This window comes from Pedobacter sp. SYSU D00535, from assembly GCF_017355855.1.
Classification (GTDB): Bacteria; Bacteroidota; Bacteroidia; order Sphingobacteriales; family Sphingobacteriaceae; genus Desertivirga.
The window spans coordinates 547,224-564,121 of sequence record NZ_JAFEWD010000001.1; the positions used below are offsets into that span (position 1 = coordinate 547,224).

Annotated in this window: 14 protein-coding genes; 6 read left to right on the top strand and 8 right to left on the bottom strand. The window is 43.1% G+C overall.

Features of this window, described 5'->3' with window-relative positions:
- The first annotated feature begins 34 nt into the window (after positions 1-34).
- From J4N23_RS02145 to J4N23_RS02155, 3 genes are all read left to right on the top strand, one after another.
- Complete coding sequence (locus tag J4N23_RS02145) at positions 35-1,462, top strand: arginine deiminase family protein (RefSeq protein ID WP_207425361.1); 1,428 nt, start codon at positions 35-37, stop codon at positions 1,460-1,462.
- A 17-nt stretch (positions 1,463-1,479) separates the two neighbouring features.
- Positions 1,480-2,400, top strand: coding sequence for a citrulline utilization hydrolase CtlX (gene ctlX, locus J4N23_RS02150; RefSeq protein ID WP_207425362.1), 921 nt, complete (start codon positions 1,480-1,482; stop codon positions 2,398-2,400).
- Between the two features lie 148 nt (positions 2,401-2,548).
- A complete protein-coding gene (locus J4N23_RS02155) occupies positions 2,549-3,937 on the top strand; it encodes an arginine decarboxylase (RefSeq protein ID WP_207425363.1) in 1,389 nt (462 codons plus the stop codon).
- An 87-nt stretch (positions 3,938-4,024) separates the two neighbouring features.
- Here J4N23_RS02155 and J4N23_RS02160 read toward each other — a convergent pair whose 3' ends face one another.
- The 4 genes from J4N23_RS02160 to gatB form a co-directional block, all read right to left on the bottom strand.
- Positions 4,025-4,744, bottom strand: coding sequence for an RNA pseudouridine synthase (locus J4N23_RS02160; protein WP_207425364.1), 720 nt, complete (start codon positions 4,742-4,744; stop codon positions 4,025-4,027).
- A 50-nt stretch (positions 4,745-4,794) separates the two neighbouring features.
- Positions 4,795-5,481 (bottom strand): response regulator transcription factor, encoded by a 687-nt coding sequence (locus J4N23_RS02165; RefSeq protein WP_207425365.1) that lies wholly within the window; start codon positions 5,479-5,481, stop codon positions 4,795-4,797.
- A gap of 103 nt (positions 5,482-5,584) precedes the next feature.
- Entirely contained in the window at positions 5,585-6,682 is a 1,098-nt protein-coding gene (locus J4N23_RS02170) for a redoxin domain-containing protein (protein ID WP_370527228.1), read from the bottom strand.
- Positions 6,679-8,184 carry an Asp-tRNA(Asn)/Glu-tRNA(Gln) amidotransferase subunit GatB gene (gatB, locus tag J4N23_RS02175; protein WP_242689041.1) on the bottom strand — a complete coding sequence of 502 codons (1,506 nt, stop codon included), beginning with the start codon at positions 8,182-8,184 and terminating at the stop codon, positions 6,679-6,681. The genes J4N23_RS02170 and gatB overlap by 4 nt, the downstream gene beginning before the upstream one ends.
- Positions 8,185-8,253: 69 nt before the next feature.
- Between gatB and J4N23_RS02180 the strand changes: the two genes are divergently transcribed.
- A complete protein-coding gene (locus J4N23_RS02180) occupies positions 8,254-8,721 on the top strand; it encodes a hypothetical protein (protein WP_207425366.1) in 468 nt (155 codons plus the stop codon).
- Here J4N23_RS02180 and kdsA read toward each other — a convergent pair.
- Together kdsA and recQ are read right to left on the bottom strand one after the other, a co-directional pair.
- On the bottom strand, positions 8,714-9,526 hold the full coding sequence (gene kdsA, locus J4N23_RS02185; protein ID WP_207425367.1) for a 3-deoxy-8-phosphooctulonate synthase: 813 nt from the start codon (positions 9,524-9,526) through the stop codon (positions 8,714-8,716). The genes J4N23_RS02180 and kdsA overlap by 8 nt on opposite strands.
- Positions 9,526-11,715 carry a DNA helicase RecQ gene (gene recQ / locus J4N23_RS02190; RefSeq protein ID WP_207425368.1) on the bottom strand — a complete coding sequence of 730 codons (2,190 nt, stop codon included), beginning with the start codon at positions 11,713-11,715 and terminating at the stop codon, positions 9,526-9,528. The genes kdsA and recQ overlap by 1 nt, the downstream gene beginning before the upstream one ends.
- Before the next feature lie 95 nt (positions 11,716-11,810).
- On the opposite strand from recQ, the gene J4N23_RS02195 reads away from it, so the two are divergent.
- Positions 11,811-12,776 (top strand): SIS domain-containing protein, encoded by a 966-nt coding sequence (locus J4N23_RS02195; protein WP_207425369.1) that lies wholly within the window; start codon positions 11,811-11,813, stop codon positions 12,774-12,776.
- Between the two features lie 17 nt (positions 12,777-12,793).
- Positions 12,794-13,876 (top strand): mannose-1-phosphate guanylyltransferase, encoded by a 1,083-nt coding sequence (locus tag J4N23_RS02200; protein ID WP_207425370.1) that lies wholly within the window; start codon positions 12,794-12,796, stop codon positions 13,874-13,876.
- Positions 13,877-14,170: 294 nt separating this feature from the next.
- Here J4N23_RS02200 and J4N23_RS02205 read toward each other — a convergent pair whose 3' ends face one another.
- Both J4N23_RS02205 and J4N23_RS02210 read right to left on the bottom strand, forming a co-directional pair.
- A complete protein-coding gene (locus tag J4N23_RS02205) occupies positions 14,171-15,307 on the bottom strand; it encodes a PQQ-dependent sugar dehydrogenase (RefSeq protein WP_207425371.1) in 1,137 nt (378 codons plus the stop codon).
- 212 nt (positions 15,308-15,519) lie between these two features.
- Positions 15,520-16,893 (bottom strand): dihydrolipoamide acetyltransferase family protein, encoded by a 1,374-nt coding sequence (locus J4N23_RS02210; protein WP_207425372.1) that lies wholly within the window; start codon positions 16,891-16,893, stop codon positions 15,520-15,522.
- Between the last annotated feature and the right edge of the window lie 5 nt (positions 16,894-16,898).

A 16,898-nucleotide genomic window follows, 5' to 3' on the forward strand; every position in this document is an offset into this window, starting at 1 on the left:
CAAATCTGTTCCGCTTCCTGATTGTTGATAGAGTATGCAATTGAAAGTTGGTTCAGAAATAGGAAGACTGCGGGCGGTGATAATCCATAGCCCTGATAGCGGCATTGGACGTGTCGCTCCTTCAAAAGCTCAGGATTGGTTATTTGAAGATATTCTGCATTTAGAGACCGTGAGAAAAAAGGAGTACGACTACTATGTGAAGCTTTTAATGTATTTTCTGGACCCTCCGAAAATTCAGGGTCAATTAGCGCAAATAGACTCGCCCGAGAGTAACCGCGAGTTTTATAAACCCGGAGCCGGCGCCTTTCACGCTTCCGCGAAGGTGATTGAAATAGAAAGCTTACTTGCTGATATATTGCATGACAAAGATATCTGCCAAACCCTTACTGCCTCCGTTTGCGCTATTGAGGGCCTTAGCTATAAGCTCCAGCAGGAACTCTTGCACACTCCAGCTAAGGAATTAGCGAAAGTGTTTATTTCGGGCTCTTTATACGAGGGACAAATGATCTTCCCACCCATCCCCAATTTCATCTTTACCAGAGATATTAGTATTGTAATAAACGATCATATCCTGCTGAACAAGCCGGCGAAAAAAGCGCGGGCACGGGAGACCTTACTAGCCCGCTATATCTTTTTCAATCACCCTTATTTCGAAAAGTACAGCGACAATATTCTCGAGATCCCGGATACAGTAAAGTACTTTCTGCGTCCCGGCGAGGATTACGGAGAACGAGCAACAATTGAAGGTGGCGATGTGATGGTAGTAAGCCCTCAGCACGTATTGATCGGTTGTAGCGAAAGAACCTCAGCCAGCGGCGCCAGCGAAGCAATTAAACTGCTTTTTGCTAAAAACGTAGTGGAGAAAGTGACCGTGGTTAAAATTCCTCCCAAACGGGACTACATGCATATCGACACTCTTTTTACCCAGATAAGAAGAGATGCCTGGGTAGTCTTGAAATCGATAGCTACTCAGCAACAGAAGCGTGGTACTGACGCGGTAGATTATCTTTCGGAAGAAAGAAATCGCGAAAAGCCCGAAATAATTCAATTCCGGAAAGGTAAGATGGGTGAACCTATCACCTATCCCTGCCTGGAGGCGCTACTTGACGATATTAGCAGAACAGATCTTAGAAGTAACGCTGAAACAACCTTCATCTATTCAGGAAACAATGAATTCCCCTTCGATATGCGAGAACAGTGGACAGACTCCTGCAACCTATTGGCATTGAAAGAAGGCGTCGTCCTGGGCTACGACCGTAATGACAAAACACTTGAGGCATTTAAAGAAAAGGGGTTCCAAATAGTCCGGGTAGAGGAATTACTAACCCGATTCGAAGAAGGAGTTACTTCACCTGAACAAGTAAGCAACACACTCATCTTGATGCCATCGGGGGAACTCTCGCGGGCCAGAGGAGGCTTTCACTGCATGAGCATGCCTTTGTGGCGAGATGAGGTATACTAAAATTAAAACGACAAGACATGCTGGCTTCGAGTATACTGATGATAAGACCCGCCAGTTTCGGCTATAATCCGGAAACTGCAGTCAGTAATGCCTTTCAGACTAGCAGGGAGACGGGTGTGGCGGCGCAGGAACGAGCGCTGGAGGAATTCGATGCCTTCTCTGAACGATTACAGTTAGCTGGAATAGATGTTACTGTCGTGCAGGATGAGCAGGACCCATATACCCCCGACTCTATTTTTCCCAACAATTGGCTAAGCACCCATCCGAACGGGAAAGTATTTCTTTACCCCATGGAAGTGCCCAGTCGTCGCCTGGAACGAAAACCGGCAGTCCTTGAAGCGATAAAAAGTCGCTTTGAAGTAACCGAGGTAATAGACCTTAGTTTCTTTGAAAACGAAGGGAAATTTTTAGAGGGGACAGGAAGTATGGTATTGGACGAAGTGACAAGGACCGCTTTCGCTTGCTGCTCCGGTCGCACCAATGTGGAAGTACTCGAGTATTTTTGTGAGATAGCTGACTTTCATCCCCTTACTTTCACCGCAGTTGACTTGCATCAAAAGCCTGTGTATCACACCAATGTGATGATGTGCCTCGGTGAGAGATTTGGGGTAATATGCATGGACTCCATTCCGGATCAAAAAGAAAAGACGAGAGTCATAAACGAATTGAAGAACAGCGGCCGAGAGTTGATTGCTATATCTCAGGAACAACTATCGTCCTTTGCGGGGAATATGTTGCAACTGGAAGCAACTGGCAGAAAGGTTATCGTAATGTCAGAACAGGCGCGTAATTCACTAGTACCTGAACAGCTGAAAGTGCTCAAGAAATACGGAGACATAGTGTCTGCAGACCTTCGTACCATTGAATCCTGTGGCGGGGGTAGTGCACGTTGTATGATAGCTGAATTGAAACTGCCAAAAATGGTTGTAAAACGTTGATTTTTGTACTTTTTGTAATCTTTTTATCCCCAAGAAATAACTCGTCATCTAAACTACATTTTTTGCTATTTTCGCAGCGTAATTGTAGCCTTTTTACGTTTAGTTCGTACAAAGCGATTTACTTATTTAAAATTCGGGAAATTATTAAATGCAGAGTTACGAAGAATTCATTGACCTCAGTGTTGGCTTTCCACAGGAAGGCTTCGAAGTCATAGATGATGAACTATATTTCCATGATTTGAATCTTATGGAAATGATCGAAACGTATGGTACGCCCTTACGTTTCACTTATATTCCCTTAATCTCTAAGAAGATACAGCAGGCGAAGCTTTTATTCCAGCAGGCCATCGTAAATAACAACTACCGTGGAACTTATATGTACTGCTATTGTACAAAAAGTTCCCATTTTAAGCATATCGTAGAGGAAGCTCTGAAAAACGATATTCACCTTGAAACTTCGTCGGCATTTGATATGCCGATGATTGATGCCCTGGAGAAAAAAGGAGTTATCAATAAGGATATTACGGTAATCTGTAATGGGTTTAAAACTTATCAGTACAAGCAGTACATCATCGACATGTTCCATGATGGCTTCAAGAATATCATCCCGGTGCTGGACAACAAGGAGGAGTTTAACATTTATGATGATGAGCTTGACATTCCTTGTAGTCTGGGTATAAGAATTGCCTCGGAAGAGCAACCTGACTCCCAGTTTTATACATCGAGGCTGGGTATTCGGATGGAAGATGTGATAGAGTTTTACAACAACAAGATCGCGTCGAATCCGAATTTCAAAGTCAAGTTGCTGCACTTCTTTATCAATTCAGGAATCTCGGATACCCCCTATTACTGGAATGAGCTAGAAAAGTATGTAACGCTTTACTGCAAATTCAAAAAAATCAATCCGGATCTTACCACCCTCGACATAGGCGGAGGTATGCCATTCAAAGACTCGCTGGTATTCGATTTTGACTACGAGTACATGGTAAACGAGATTGTGAAGCGGATTAAGGAGATTTGCGCAGAGCACGACGTAATAGAGCCAGATATTGTAACAGAGTTTGGAAAATATACGGTAGCGGAAGCTTCTGGTATACTGTACAAAGTATTGGGAAGAAAACAGCAAAACGACCGCGAAAAGTGGCTGATGCTGGACGGCTCGTTCATTACAAACCTTCCTGATGTTTGGGCCTTAAATCAGAAATACATCCTTCTTCCTATAAACAACTGGGACTCTGAATACGAGCGTGTAAACCTTGGCGGAATTACCTGCGATGGACAGGACTATTATAACCAGGAAGCTCACATGAACAGTGTTTTCATGCCTAAGACTCGTAAAGTACAGTACCTCGGGTTCTTCCATACAGGAGCTTACCAGGAGGTATTAAGCGGCTACGGCGGCATCCACCACTGCTTGCTTCCCTCGCCAAAACATGTCATTATTCGCCGTAATCGGGATGAGACGTTTAATTTTGACGTCTTTGGCGAGGAACAGAATAGCAAGCAAGTGCTTAAAATTTTGGGATACACCACCTGATGCAGCATTTGGTGTCAATAATAGAAAAGCCGGGCATTCACCCGGCTTTTCTACTATACTGAATTTCAACTGCATCTAGTGTCTTTCCTAGCTATCGTGCTTCTCGAGCAACTTTAGGAGAGTTGCAAAGTCTTTTGGGTAAGGAGCCGAGATGGTTACTTCCGTCTCCTCGTCAACTTTAAATGTCACCTCCTTTGCATGAAGTGCAAAACGTTTCATAATAGGCAACTCTTCCTGATCCTTTCCTAAATGGTAGCCCCTTTTAATCTGCGATAGAAATACCGGTTTTCCACCATACATCTCGTCGCCCGCAATAGAGGCTTTTTGAGTAGCCAAATGAATCCGGATCTGGTGCATACGGCCCGTTACTGGCTGACACTCTACCAGGGTATAGTGCTTAAAATAGTTGATAGAATTGAAAATAGTTTCAGCAGACTTTCCCTCCTGCCGGCTGATAGACACGTTCTTATTTCCCAGGTTTAAAATGGGAAGATCAACAGTTAGGTTGTTGAATACGTGTGTTCCGTTCACTACCGCATGGTATACCTTCTTAACCTTCCGCCGTTCAAACTGCATTGAAACAGAACGGTATGCCTCCGGATTCTTAGCAATAATTAAACAACCAGAGGTTTCTTTATCTAAACGGTGACAGACCTGGGAGTCCTCGTGGTATTGTTTTGCAAGGCGAAGCATATTAATATCACCGCCTTCCCGCTCCTGTAGAGAGCTGATAAAAGGAGGTTTATTAACTACAATGATGTCATCATTTTCAAAAAGAATGAGATCTTCTAAGCGGGGAATTTTCACGAAGGCAAAAGTACGGAAAGCAGAAGGGTTTTTAAAGTATATGGCCCTGTTTAAGCTTCGAATTTATACCCTACCCCTTTAACTGTGCTTACATAACTGTCGCCCAGCTTCTCACGGAGTTTGCGAATATGGACATCGATTGTCCTGTTAGTAACTACAACTGAATCTTCCCAGATATTTTTCAGAATAACTTCTCGGGTAAATACTTTCCCAGGTTTGGAAGCCAATAAGTAAAGAAGTTCAAACTCCTTTTTAGCAAGGACAATTTTATCACTTCCGCGATACACCAGATAGGTCTCGCGGTCGATAACCAAGTCCAAAATCTCCAGCTTATTCTCAACCACTTCGTCAGCCTGATTATTTCTTCTCAAAATCGCGTTGATTCTGCTAACAAGTGCCCTTGGCTTAATCGGCTTGGCGATGTAGTCATCTGCCCCGACATTAAAACCAGCTATTTCGGAGTATTCTTCGCTTCTGGCTGTTAAGAACACCATGAACGTATTTTTGAAATCGCCCATAGTACGGAGCAAGCGACAAGCCTCGATCCCATCCATTTTAGGCATCATGATATCCAGGATAATCAGATCTGGTTTCACTTTCTTAGCTTCAGAAACTCCTTCCTGGCCGTTTCCCGCCGTAAAAACCTGGTATCCTTCTTTTTTAAGATTATACTCGATCAGCTCCCTGATATCTGGTTCATCGTCTACGATAAGAACTTTTTGTTTTACTGAACTCATGGTTTTCTTTTACACCACTAAAGTATAGCGAAAAATGCACCAAGAGGTTAACGTCATATTAAATAATTGTTAACTCTTACTTTTCTTTAACACTATGCTCAGCTTATCTCAATGTTTTCTTCAAGAATTCTTCAAGTTCCTCACCTCTCAAATTCTTAGCGAGAATTTTACCGTTCGGATCAAGCAGGAAAGATGAAGGTAGAGCTTCTACCTGAAACTGCTTGGCTACCTGACTGTTCCACTGATTCAACTCAGAAACATGGAACCAATTTAACTTATCATCCTGAATCGCTTTTGTCCACTTTTCTCTTGAATCATCCAGAGACACACTGAGGATTGTAAAGTTCCGATTTTTGAAAGTATTAAACTGCTTCACCAAATTTGGATTCTCCTGGCGGCAGGGAGCGCACCACGAAGCCCAAAAATCTAACAGAACATATTTACCCTTAAAATCGGATAACTTTAAGTTTTTTCCATCCACGGATGCAGACTCAAAGTCAGGTGCTGTTTGACCAACTGAAACTGCCTTCACTTTCTCCATTCGCTGTACAAAGTCGTTTACCGCTCTGTTGTTAGGAAATTTTCCTTTGATATCAGCAGCATAAGACAGCAACTGGGCTTCATATCTTGTTGGGTCCAGCGAGCCAATTGCATAAAAACCAGCAAGGTTATCCTTATTCTGGGCTGCAAATGTGAGTGATTCGTTAGCAAAAGCCTCGATGTTCTTTTCAAAACGAGGAATAAGAACGGCCTCTAACTGGGCCTTTTGTGATGGGTCCTGACTCAGCTTTTGCTCGTATTCCTTCTGAATATCAAGGTATACCTTGCCATACTTAGTACTGATCTTGTTATATTCCTCGAGCTTTTCTGCTACATCCGAGCCATCAATAGAATACTCTCCAAGTGTATTTTGATAGTCGGCATTGAATGTCAGCTCATCCCCGTTCTGCGCTACAAAAAGGTAGTTTTTATCCTTTGCGGCTATGTAATAAAAGTCGGGATCGGGAGACGCCACGTTAAACTTGAACTCATTATCCTCATTTAACAACGCAGAATCAACTAATTTATCCTGCCGATACAGCATAACTTGTTTAACATCCTGAGCATTCGCCAATTTCCCTTCTACAGTAAACTGGTCGTTATTTTTACACGATACAAGAGCTGTTAGCGACAGCAGCGCAATGCCTACAATTCTTCTCACTTTAGTGACTCTAACTTTTGAACTAATAATTTATTTGCGGTTTTTGGATCAATCTTTCCACCGGAAAGCTTCATCAACTCACCCATGAATAAACCTAGAACGCCTTTTTTACCTTTATTGTATTCTGTAACCTTTTCGGGATATTTCCCTACTGCGGCAGTGATGAAGGATGCCAGCTGATCTTCATCTGTATCGATAATTAGGTTCAATTCGTGAACAATCTGGGAAACCGTCTTCCCTGCTTCATTAACTATTGCCGGGAATAACTGTTGGGTAGCTGCCGAATTGTTAATTTTCCCTTGATCAACCAAATTAATTATTTCAGCAATTGATCCAGCGTTCAATTCCTTGATTTCGCGATTGTTCTCATTTAAATACGATTGAATAGGTCCATTGACCCAGTTAGCAGCTGCTTTGTAATTAGCAGTTCCTTCAATTACCTGCTCAAAAAACTCCGCCACAGCCCTGTCGTTTGTTAGCAAAACAGCGTCATAGTTGGATAGGCCCAGCTGCTCTGTGTACCGCTGTATCCGTTGCTCGGGCAAAGCGGGTAACAGCTGCTTCAGCTCGTCAACCCACTCCTGAGAAAGATGCATTGGTGGAAGATCAGGTTCTGGGAAATAACGATAATCGTAAGCCATTTCCTTTGACCTCAACACACTTGTCTCGCCCGTTGCTGCATCGAAGTTCAAGGTGTTTTGTTCGATTTTTACGCCTTGTTCAATCAGTGCTACCTGACGTCTGAATTCATAATTCACCGCCCGCTGAAGGTTCCGAATCGAGTTTAGATTTTTCACTTCACACCTCGCCCCATATTCAGATGCCCCCTTTGGGCGAACAGAAATATTAGCGTCACAGCGCAAGCTGCCTTCCTCCATATTCCCGTCGCAAACATCTAAATACCTAACTATTTTCCGAATCTCGGTTAGGTAAGCTGCCGCCTCTTCTGCTGAGCGGATGTCCGGCTCAGACACAATTTCCAGTAGCGGAACACCTGCCCTGTTAAGATCGATAAGTGAATACCGGTCGTCTTTATCATGAATACTTTTACCCGCATCTTCTTCCATGTGAATCCGATTCAAGCGGATTTTTTTAACCTCCTTGTCTTTCAAAGAGATCTGAATAAAGCCCTTCTGACAAATCGGAAGTTCATCCTGCGTAATTTGATACCCCTTTGGAAGATCCGCATAGAAATAATTCTTTCGATCAAAGCGGTTGATGAGGTTAATGGTACAATGAGTAGCCAAACCTAATTTAACAGCGGAAGTCACTACTTCTCGGTTTATTTTTGGCAAGGTACCAGGTAAGCCTAAAGATACAGGGCTAGTATGATGATTAGGTTCAGCCCCGAAAAAAGCAGGGTCTGAAGAGAATATTTTTGTATTCGTTGAAAGCTGAGCATGTACTTCAAGGCCAATCACCAGTTCATATTTATCAAGAACCTCTTCGGCCGCTAATTTCTGTTCGGTTTCCATTAAAGTCATTCCGTCAAATATATCCATTTCTGGTCAAATACCTAGATTTTCTTGGCATAGGCTTTGAATATTGCTTGAGACATCAATATCTATTTTATGAAAAAACTTTTTTACTCTGCCTTGCTGTGCTTTTCTCTTTTCACTTTAAACTCTGAAGCACAAGTTAAATCGCCTAAAACAAACATTGCCGAGCAACCTCTTTGGGGACCAACGGGTTATAGGCATGTAGACTACTACTTTTTGCCAGACTTGCAGGCGTACTACAGTGTAGCGGATAAAAAATTTGTCTACCTGAAAAACGGAAAATGGGAGTTCTCACCGCAACTGCCGGAGTCACAACAAAATTACGACTTATACAGCGGGTATAAAGTAGTGATCAATCGTCCTAATCCCTATACAAATCTGAGGGCACATGTGAAGAGGTATGCCAACTTTTTAGGACAGAAGAACAAGCAGACTGCTATCAAAGATAGCGACAACGAGAAATATTTTGTCGTTGAAGGACATCCAAAAAGTAAGGAACTAGAAGGTTCAGCTATCGGTTTTTCACCAAAAGTTAAATAACGGCCTGTCTTAGTCTCACTAATTTAACGAGCAATTGTTCTAGTAAAGTCAGATGAAGCATATTAGCTCCGTCTGACTTTGCATTTTCCGGAGCCGGATGCGTTTCAATAAATAACCCATCTACCCCTACGGCAATAGCGGCCTTTGCAATTGTCTCTATTAGCTCTGGTTTACCGCCAGTTACTCCGCTAGCCTGATTAGGTTGCTGAAGGGAATGAGTACAGTCCATCACCACCGGAACGTTAAACGATTTCATTTCGGGAATTCCCCGATAGTCCACTATCAAATCCTGGTAACCAAATGTATTACCCCGATCGGTCAAGATAACTTTATCATTACCTGATTCCTTTACCTTATCTACTGCAAACCGCATTGAACTAGCTGACAGGAATTGTCCTTTTTTGATATTTACCGTTTTTCCCGTGGCAGCGGCAGCTATAAGTAAATCCGTTTGTCTGCATAAAAAGGCTGGTATTTGCAGCACATCTACATACTCAGCGGCCATGGCAGCTTCGTGGGTTTCGTGAATGTCTGTCACCGTTGGAACCCCAAACTCCTTACTGATTCGTGCAAGAATTTTCAAGGCCTTTTCATCGCCAATCCCTGTAAAGGAATCGACTCTGGAGCGATTTGCCTTCCGATAAGATCCTTTGAATATGAAAGGAATTCTTAACTTATCTGTTATGCCGACAATTTGTTCAGCGATCTGTAAAGCTATCTCTTCACCTTCAATGGCACACGGACCGGCCATTAAAAAAAAGTTATTTGAATCGAGATGTTTTAGTTGGGAAATCTGATGAATCATTAGTTTCCTAATTCTGATAAAAATTTAATCCGCATTAACTGCAGCTCCTCGCGAGTGTACTCGTCAGTCCCCAACTCTTTGAGCGCTTCATCAATCGAATCCACCTCTGCTGAACGGAAATAGTCGAACACCTCATCCTGTCTATCCTCATCAATTAATTCATCGATATAATAGTTCAGGTTAAGCTTAGTGCCCGAATTGACGATGGATTCCACTTCCCGTAGAATATCCTCGTAAGTAATGCCCTTTGCAGAGGCAATATCTTCAAGAGCCAGATGCCGGTCAATATTTTGAATGATAGATACTTTTAATGCGGACTTATTGGCAGCACTTTTAATCACCAAATCAACTGGTCGGTCGATATCATTTTCCTCCACATATTTCTTAATCACTTCTAGAAAGGGTGCACCGAACTTCAACGCTTTACCGGACCCCACTCCCTGGATTTGCTTCAGCTCGTCCACTGTAATGGGGTAATGCGTACACATTTCTTCTAAAGAAGGATCTTGGAATATAACAAAAGGCGGCAGATTCTTTTGCTTCGCGATTTTCTTTCGCAGATCCCGCAGCATTTGCAGCAGCTGTGAATCTAAAGCAGCTCCACCTTGCTGTGGCCCGTCCTCAGAATCATCTTCAACGGTATCCATTTCTCTATTAAGAATAAAACGAACATTGATAGGGCTTTCGATGTAAGACTTCCCTGATTTGGTAAGACGCAGCAAGCCATAGTTGTCAATATCTTTCGAGATATAGTTACTTAAAAGTGCTTGACGTAATACTGACTTCCAAAGTAATACTCCATCCTCCTTACCGCTACCAAATACTGGGTGTTTATTGTGATTATATGCCACAATCTGGGGCGTTTCTTCGCCCATCATAAAGCTGATGATATGATGATCATCGAACTTCTCACCTAACTCCTGAATTATTTTCAGCGTCAGCTGAAGTTTTTCAGTAGCATCAAAAGTAGTTTTCTGAGCACGGCAGTTATCACACATCTCAGAACATCCGGCCTCGTTAAAATTTTCCCCGAAGTAATGCAAGATCTGTTTCCTCCTGCACACAGAAGACTCAACATAGTCGATCACCTCTTTTAAAATCTGTGTACCAATCTCCCTTTCTGACACTGGCTTATCCTTCATGAATTTTGCCAGCTTTTCAATATCTTTTTCAGAATAAAAAGCCACACAAACACCTTCCCCGCCGTCACGTCCAGCCCTACCTGTCTCCTGGTAATAGCCTTCCATACTCTTTGGGATGTCGTGGTGAATTACATAGCGAACGTCAGGTTTATCAATTCCCATTCCGAAAGCAATGGTCGCCACGATAACATCTACTTCCTCCATCAAAAACTTATCCTGGGTTTCTGCCCGGACTTTTGCCTCTAACCCTGCATGGTACGGAAGTGCCTTAATACCGTTAAGGTTGAGTGCTTCTGCAACTTCCTCTACCTTCTTTCTACTGAGGCAGTATACAATCCCCGATTTCCCCTGATAGCCCTTAATAAAGCGAACAATTTCTTTCAGGACGTTCCTTTTTGCCCTGACCTCATAGTACAAATTTGCTCTGTTGAAAGATGACTTGAACAGGGTGGCGTTATTCATCTGCAGGTTCTTGATGATATCCTGCTGAACTTTAGGGGTTGCTGTAGCTGTCAGTGCTATGATTGGAATGTTTTCACCCAGATTGCTGATTACCTGTCGGATTTTTCTGTACTCCGGGCGAAAATCGTGCCCCCACTCGGAAATACAGTGAGCCTCATCAACTGCAACAAAAGAAACTGTAATTAACCGCAGAAAATCAATATTCTCGGCTTTTGCCAAAGACTCCGGGGCTACGTACAAGAGCTTTGTTTCTCCGCTTAGCACGTCCTGTTTAACCTTTGTTATTTCAGTCTTATTTAAAGAAGAATTTAAAAAGTGAGCAATACTATCCGTGCCTCCAAAAGCTCTTAGCTGATCTACCTGGTTCTTCATAAGTGCAATAAGCGGCGAAATAACCACCGCCGTGCCCTCACTCATCAAAGCTGGCAACTGGTAGCAAATCGACTTTCCACCGCCAGTTGGCATAATCACGAATGTATCTTTCTTTTGTAATATATTGGTTATGATAGCTTCTTGTTCACCTTTGAAATTATCGAAGCCAAAAAAGTTCTGTAAATTATCGAATAATGATTTCTTTATCTCCATCGTCCTCACCGGGAAAAAATTTAGAAAGGCTAAATTTGATGTCAAAATAACATATTTTTGCCGAAAATCTGTACCACTATTTAAAAAAATCCCGCTTGAAACCTTCTGCAGAAATTATCCAGATAGCTCAAAGAACACTAAAAACAGAAGTTGAAGGGATTTCGGGCTTAATACCTCAATTAAATAATGACTTTGTGGTGATAATAGAAAAGATTCTAAAAATCAAAGGCAGAGTCATTATAACGGGAGTGGGAAAAAGTGCAATTATCGCCCAAAAGATCGTAGCGACCTTTAATTCGACAGGAACACCTGCCGTATTTATGCATGCAGCGGACGCTATACACGGCGACCTTGGTATTATTCAGGAAGAAGACCTGGTCATTTGCATCTCGAAGAGCGGAAATACACCTGAGATTAAAGTGCTGGTACCACTGTTAAAGAGAGCAGGAAACGTCATTGTGGCGATGGTTGGAGACCGCAATTCTTTACTTGCGCGACAAGCAGACTTAATCCTTGACACAACTATTCAGAAAGAAGCATGTCCACATAACCTTGCACCAACAACCAGTACAACTGCTCAACTGGTAATGGGTGATATCTTAGCCGTTTGCCTGTTGGAGTGCCGCGAGTTCAGTAGCGATGATTTTGCAAAATATCACCCGGGAGGCTCTCTCGGAAAAAAACTTTACTTGAGAGTTGGTGACCTTTACATCCATAATGAGAAACCGCAGGTAAGCCCCTTGGATCCGGTAAAAAAAGTGATTGTCGAAATTACTAAAAACAGGTTAGGCGCGGTGACGGTAGTGCAGGGCGACAAGATTATGGGGATCATTACCGACGGTGACATACGCCGGATGATGGAAAAGTATGACTCTATAGCGGGGCTACAGGCGCAGGATATAATGGGCCGCAGCCCACGGAAAATCAAAAGCGATGAACTTGCTGTTAATGCACTTGAGCTGATGCGTGAGAACAACATCACTCAATTGATCGTTGCGGATGAAGACAACTACAAAGGAATCATACATTTGCATGATCTTTTGAAGGAAGGAATAATATAATCGATATAGACCCAGAAATGAAAAACTTTTATGCCGTTATCATGGCAGGCGGAATCGGAAGCCGCTTTTGGCCGATCAGTCGGACGGCTCATCCTAAACAATTTTTAGACATCCTTGGTACGGGTAAGACCTTGATTCAAAACACGTTCGACCGATTCAAGAAGATCGTACCCGTGGAGAACATTTTTGTTGTGACCAATGAAAGCTATGTAGAACTGGTTAAGGAACAATTGCCAGAACTTTCAGCTTCACAAGTCCTGGGTGAACCAATTATGAGGAATACTGCTCCCTGCGTTGCTTACGCCTGTCATAAAATCAGTATGATTAACGCGGATGCTTCCATTGTTGTCGCTCCTTCCGATCACCTTATTCTGAATGAGCAAGAATTTATTAGCGACATCACAAAATCTTTGGAGGTAAGTACCAGAAACAAATGCCTTATCACCCTTGGAATAAAACCTTCACGACCTGACACAGGTTACGGCTATATCCAGTTTACCTCGGAAAGCCTGGAAGATAATTTTCATAAGGTGAAAACCTTCACCGAGAAGCCGAACCTGGAGCTAGCGAAAACGTTCGTTCAGAGCGGAGAATTTCTTTGGAATGCGGGTATTTTCGTCTGGTCTGCCCAATCCATTCTAAACGCATTTGAAAAGCACCTTCCGGACATGAACGATATCTTCAAAGAAGGTGAAAGTATTTTTAATACTGAGGAGGAGCATGCTTTTATTCAAAACGCCTATTATCAGTGCACCAACATTTCCATTGATTATGGGATTATGGAGAAAGCAGACAACGTTTACGTACTCCCTACGGATTTTGGCTGGTCTGATTTGGGAACTTGGTCATCTGTCTATGACCTGGCGGAAAAAGACTATGTGGGCAATGCTGTCATCCCGTCTGATAAGGTGATGATGTACGACTCTTCCAATTGCATGGTAAACGTGCCTGATGGAAAATTGGTAGTGCTTCAAGGATTGGATGATTTTATTATAGTAGAGGCAAACAACATATTAATGATCTGCCCAAAAAGCAAGGAACAAAGTGTGAAGCAAATAGTGGCCGACGTCAAGTCGCGCTTTGGAACTGACTACATTTAAGACATCAAAGTTTCATTGAGAATACCTGAGGCACTCTGCAAAGAGTGCTTTTTATTTTCCTGTTCTTTTAGTACAAAAAAGGGTCGAATACGAATATTCGACCCTACATCTACCTATGAAAAACATGCCCTTTGGGAGGGCGATACAAATATAGATATAAAGGCAAAATCTGCAAAAAAATTCGCATCAGCAACTAATGTTACAACAAATATTTAAGCTAAGTATCTGTATTTTAACGAAATAAAATTTCAGTAATTTTAAACTATTGGAGTCAAGAACTGTTAAAGAGGGCAACTACTGTTTTGATACTAACTTTATAAGCTGTCCGGGGCCCTCCGTAAGAACATAAATGAAGCCGTCGGGACTTTGCGCAATGTGCCGAACCCTTCCTATATCTGCCAATAGCTTCTCCTCGCTGGCGAACTTACCCTTCTCTAGTTCTACTCTTGCTACGTGCCTATGGGCCAGAGCTCCTATAAGTAGATTTCCCCTCCAGGCAGGATACTTATCGCTGGTTACAAGGGCCATACCGCAAGGTGCAATAGATGGATTCCAATATTTAACGGGCTGTTCCATCCCCGGCATCTCAGTCTTGTCTGAAATAATGGAACCGTCGTAATCGATTCCGTATGTAATGGAAGGCCAGCCATAATTTTTACCCTTCTCGATAAGATTTAGCTCATCTCCTCCTTTTGGTCCATGTTCTACCGCCCAAAGACGATTGCTTTCTGCATCATAAGCCATCCCCTGCGGATTACGATGCCCGTAGCTCCAGATTGACTTTCGGGCTCCTTCCTGGTTAGCGAATGGATTATCGTCAGGGACCCGGCCGTCATCAAAGATCCGGTGAATCTTGCCATGGTCATTGTCTAGCTGCTGCACCTTCGGTTTGGTTCCTCTTTCACCTACTACCAAAAAAAGATAGTTTTCGTTATCGAACGCAATACGACTCCCGAAATGGTAATCAGCGGAAAGCACCGGCGTTGCAGTAAAAATGTCTGTTTTCTCCACCAGTTGATTTCCCTGAAGTTTAGCCCGCATCAACGCTGTAGTAGCGCCTCCAGGCATAGGCTTAGCATAAGCAAGGTACAGCCAGCCATTCTTGGCATAGTTGGGATGTAACTTAATATCAAGAAGCCCCCCCTGTCCTTTCGCAAATACCTCTGGTACCCCCGACAGTTTGATTCCTGAAAATTTATCATCTTCAAATACTAGTATTTCCCCGCTCCTCTCCGTCACCAGCAATCTGTCGTCAGGCAGCCAGGCCATTCCCCATGGATTCTTCAGGTTCTCATAAAGAATGATTGTTTCGAATTCAGAGCCGGCAGTATCCGCTCTACTTTGGGGCGGCGATTCGCTTTGTGGCTTGGAAGAGCAGGCAACTAACGTAAAGACGATAAAGAGCAAAAAAGTCTGGAATAGGGGTCTCATAGTTTCATTTTCTATAAAAATGAATTTATTGAAAAAGGTTTGATAAACAAGAAATTATGCCGGGCCTGACAACGCAAAGACAATGAGCGACATCGAATACGGCTTAAGGTGAAGCTTATTAGATGAAAAAACCGCAACAAGCATTGGCAAATACCAAGACTTGTACCGAAAGGGACACGCTAGCTAATTAAGCAAGGTGCCGTTCTGATAAATTAAATCTCGCAGTTTGTATCCCAAGCCTCCAAATAATCGGCTACTCTTTTGAGAAACATACCGCCAAGGGCGCCGTCCACAACTCGATGGTCGTAAGACATGGAGAGGTACATTTTATGTCGGATGGCAATAACGTCCCCGAACTCTGTTTCAAGGACAGCAGGTTTTTTCTGAATGGTCCCGATAGCCAGAATAGCGACTTGCGGCTGGTTGATCATCGGCGTGCCCATGATATTACCAAAAGGCCCTATATTGGTGATGGTAAACGTTCCGTCTTTCACCTCGTCCGGCTGCAAGCGATTAGCCCTGGCCCGTTGTGCCAGATCATTAACGGCCTTAGTGAGGCCAACAAGATTGAGCTGATCCGCATTCTTGATTACCGGAACAATCAGGTTTCCACTCGGCAAAGCCGCCGCCATACCGATATTAATATCTCTCCGTTTGATGATTTGACTGCCGTTAACGGAAATATTAATCATTGGAAAATCTTTAATCGCTTTTGCTACCGCTTGAACGAACACGGGAGTGAAAGTAATTTTCTCCCCCTCTCGCTTCTCAAAGGAAGCTTTGATACGGTCCCGCCATTTGACCAGATTAGTCACATCCGCCTCGACAAAAGAAGTAACGTGGGCAGCTACCTCTTTACTCATGATCATATGGTCCGCAATCATTTTCCGCATACGATCCATCTCGATGATCTCGTCGCCCGGTCCTATATTGATAGCAGGACTGCTATGCGCGTTTGTGGTTTTAGGTGCTTGTGCAACTGGTGCTGCTTCTTGTTTCTGAGGAGCCTCCTGAATTTGCGGCTCTTTTGCAGGGGAGAAATCTTCAACAGCAGTTTTTCCTTTTTGCTGGATGTAAGTCAACACATCCTGTTTCGTAACACGCCCTTCAGCCCCCGTGCCAGTGATTGCATCCAGTTCAGCTAGCGTAATTCCCTCTTCCGCTGCAATACTTTTCACCAAAGGGGAATAAAACCGGCTAGATTTATTCCCGGCAGCTGAGGATGTATCGGAGCTTACTTTATTATCGAGATTTGAAATTCCAGGAAGTTGTTCTACCGGTATTGCCGCTGCAACTTCTAAAGGAGATGAGTTATGATTATGTGTTGCCGCTGCTTCATCAGCTCCTTCCACCTCGAGAATAGCGATAACGCCGTTCACCTGGGCAACATCATTTTCTGCTATGAGACACTGAACCAGCTTCCCAGATACCGGAGAAGGCACCTCTGAATCCACTTTATCTGTTGCCACTTCTACTACTGCTTCATCTTCATTTATCCAGTCTCCGGGCTGCTTTAACCATTTCACAACAGTAGCTTCAGCAACACTCTCACCCATTTTTGGAAGCAATAATTCGAATTTAGCCATATATC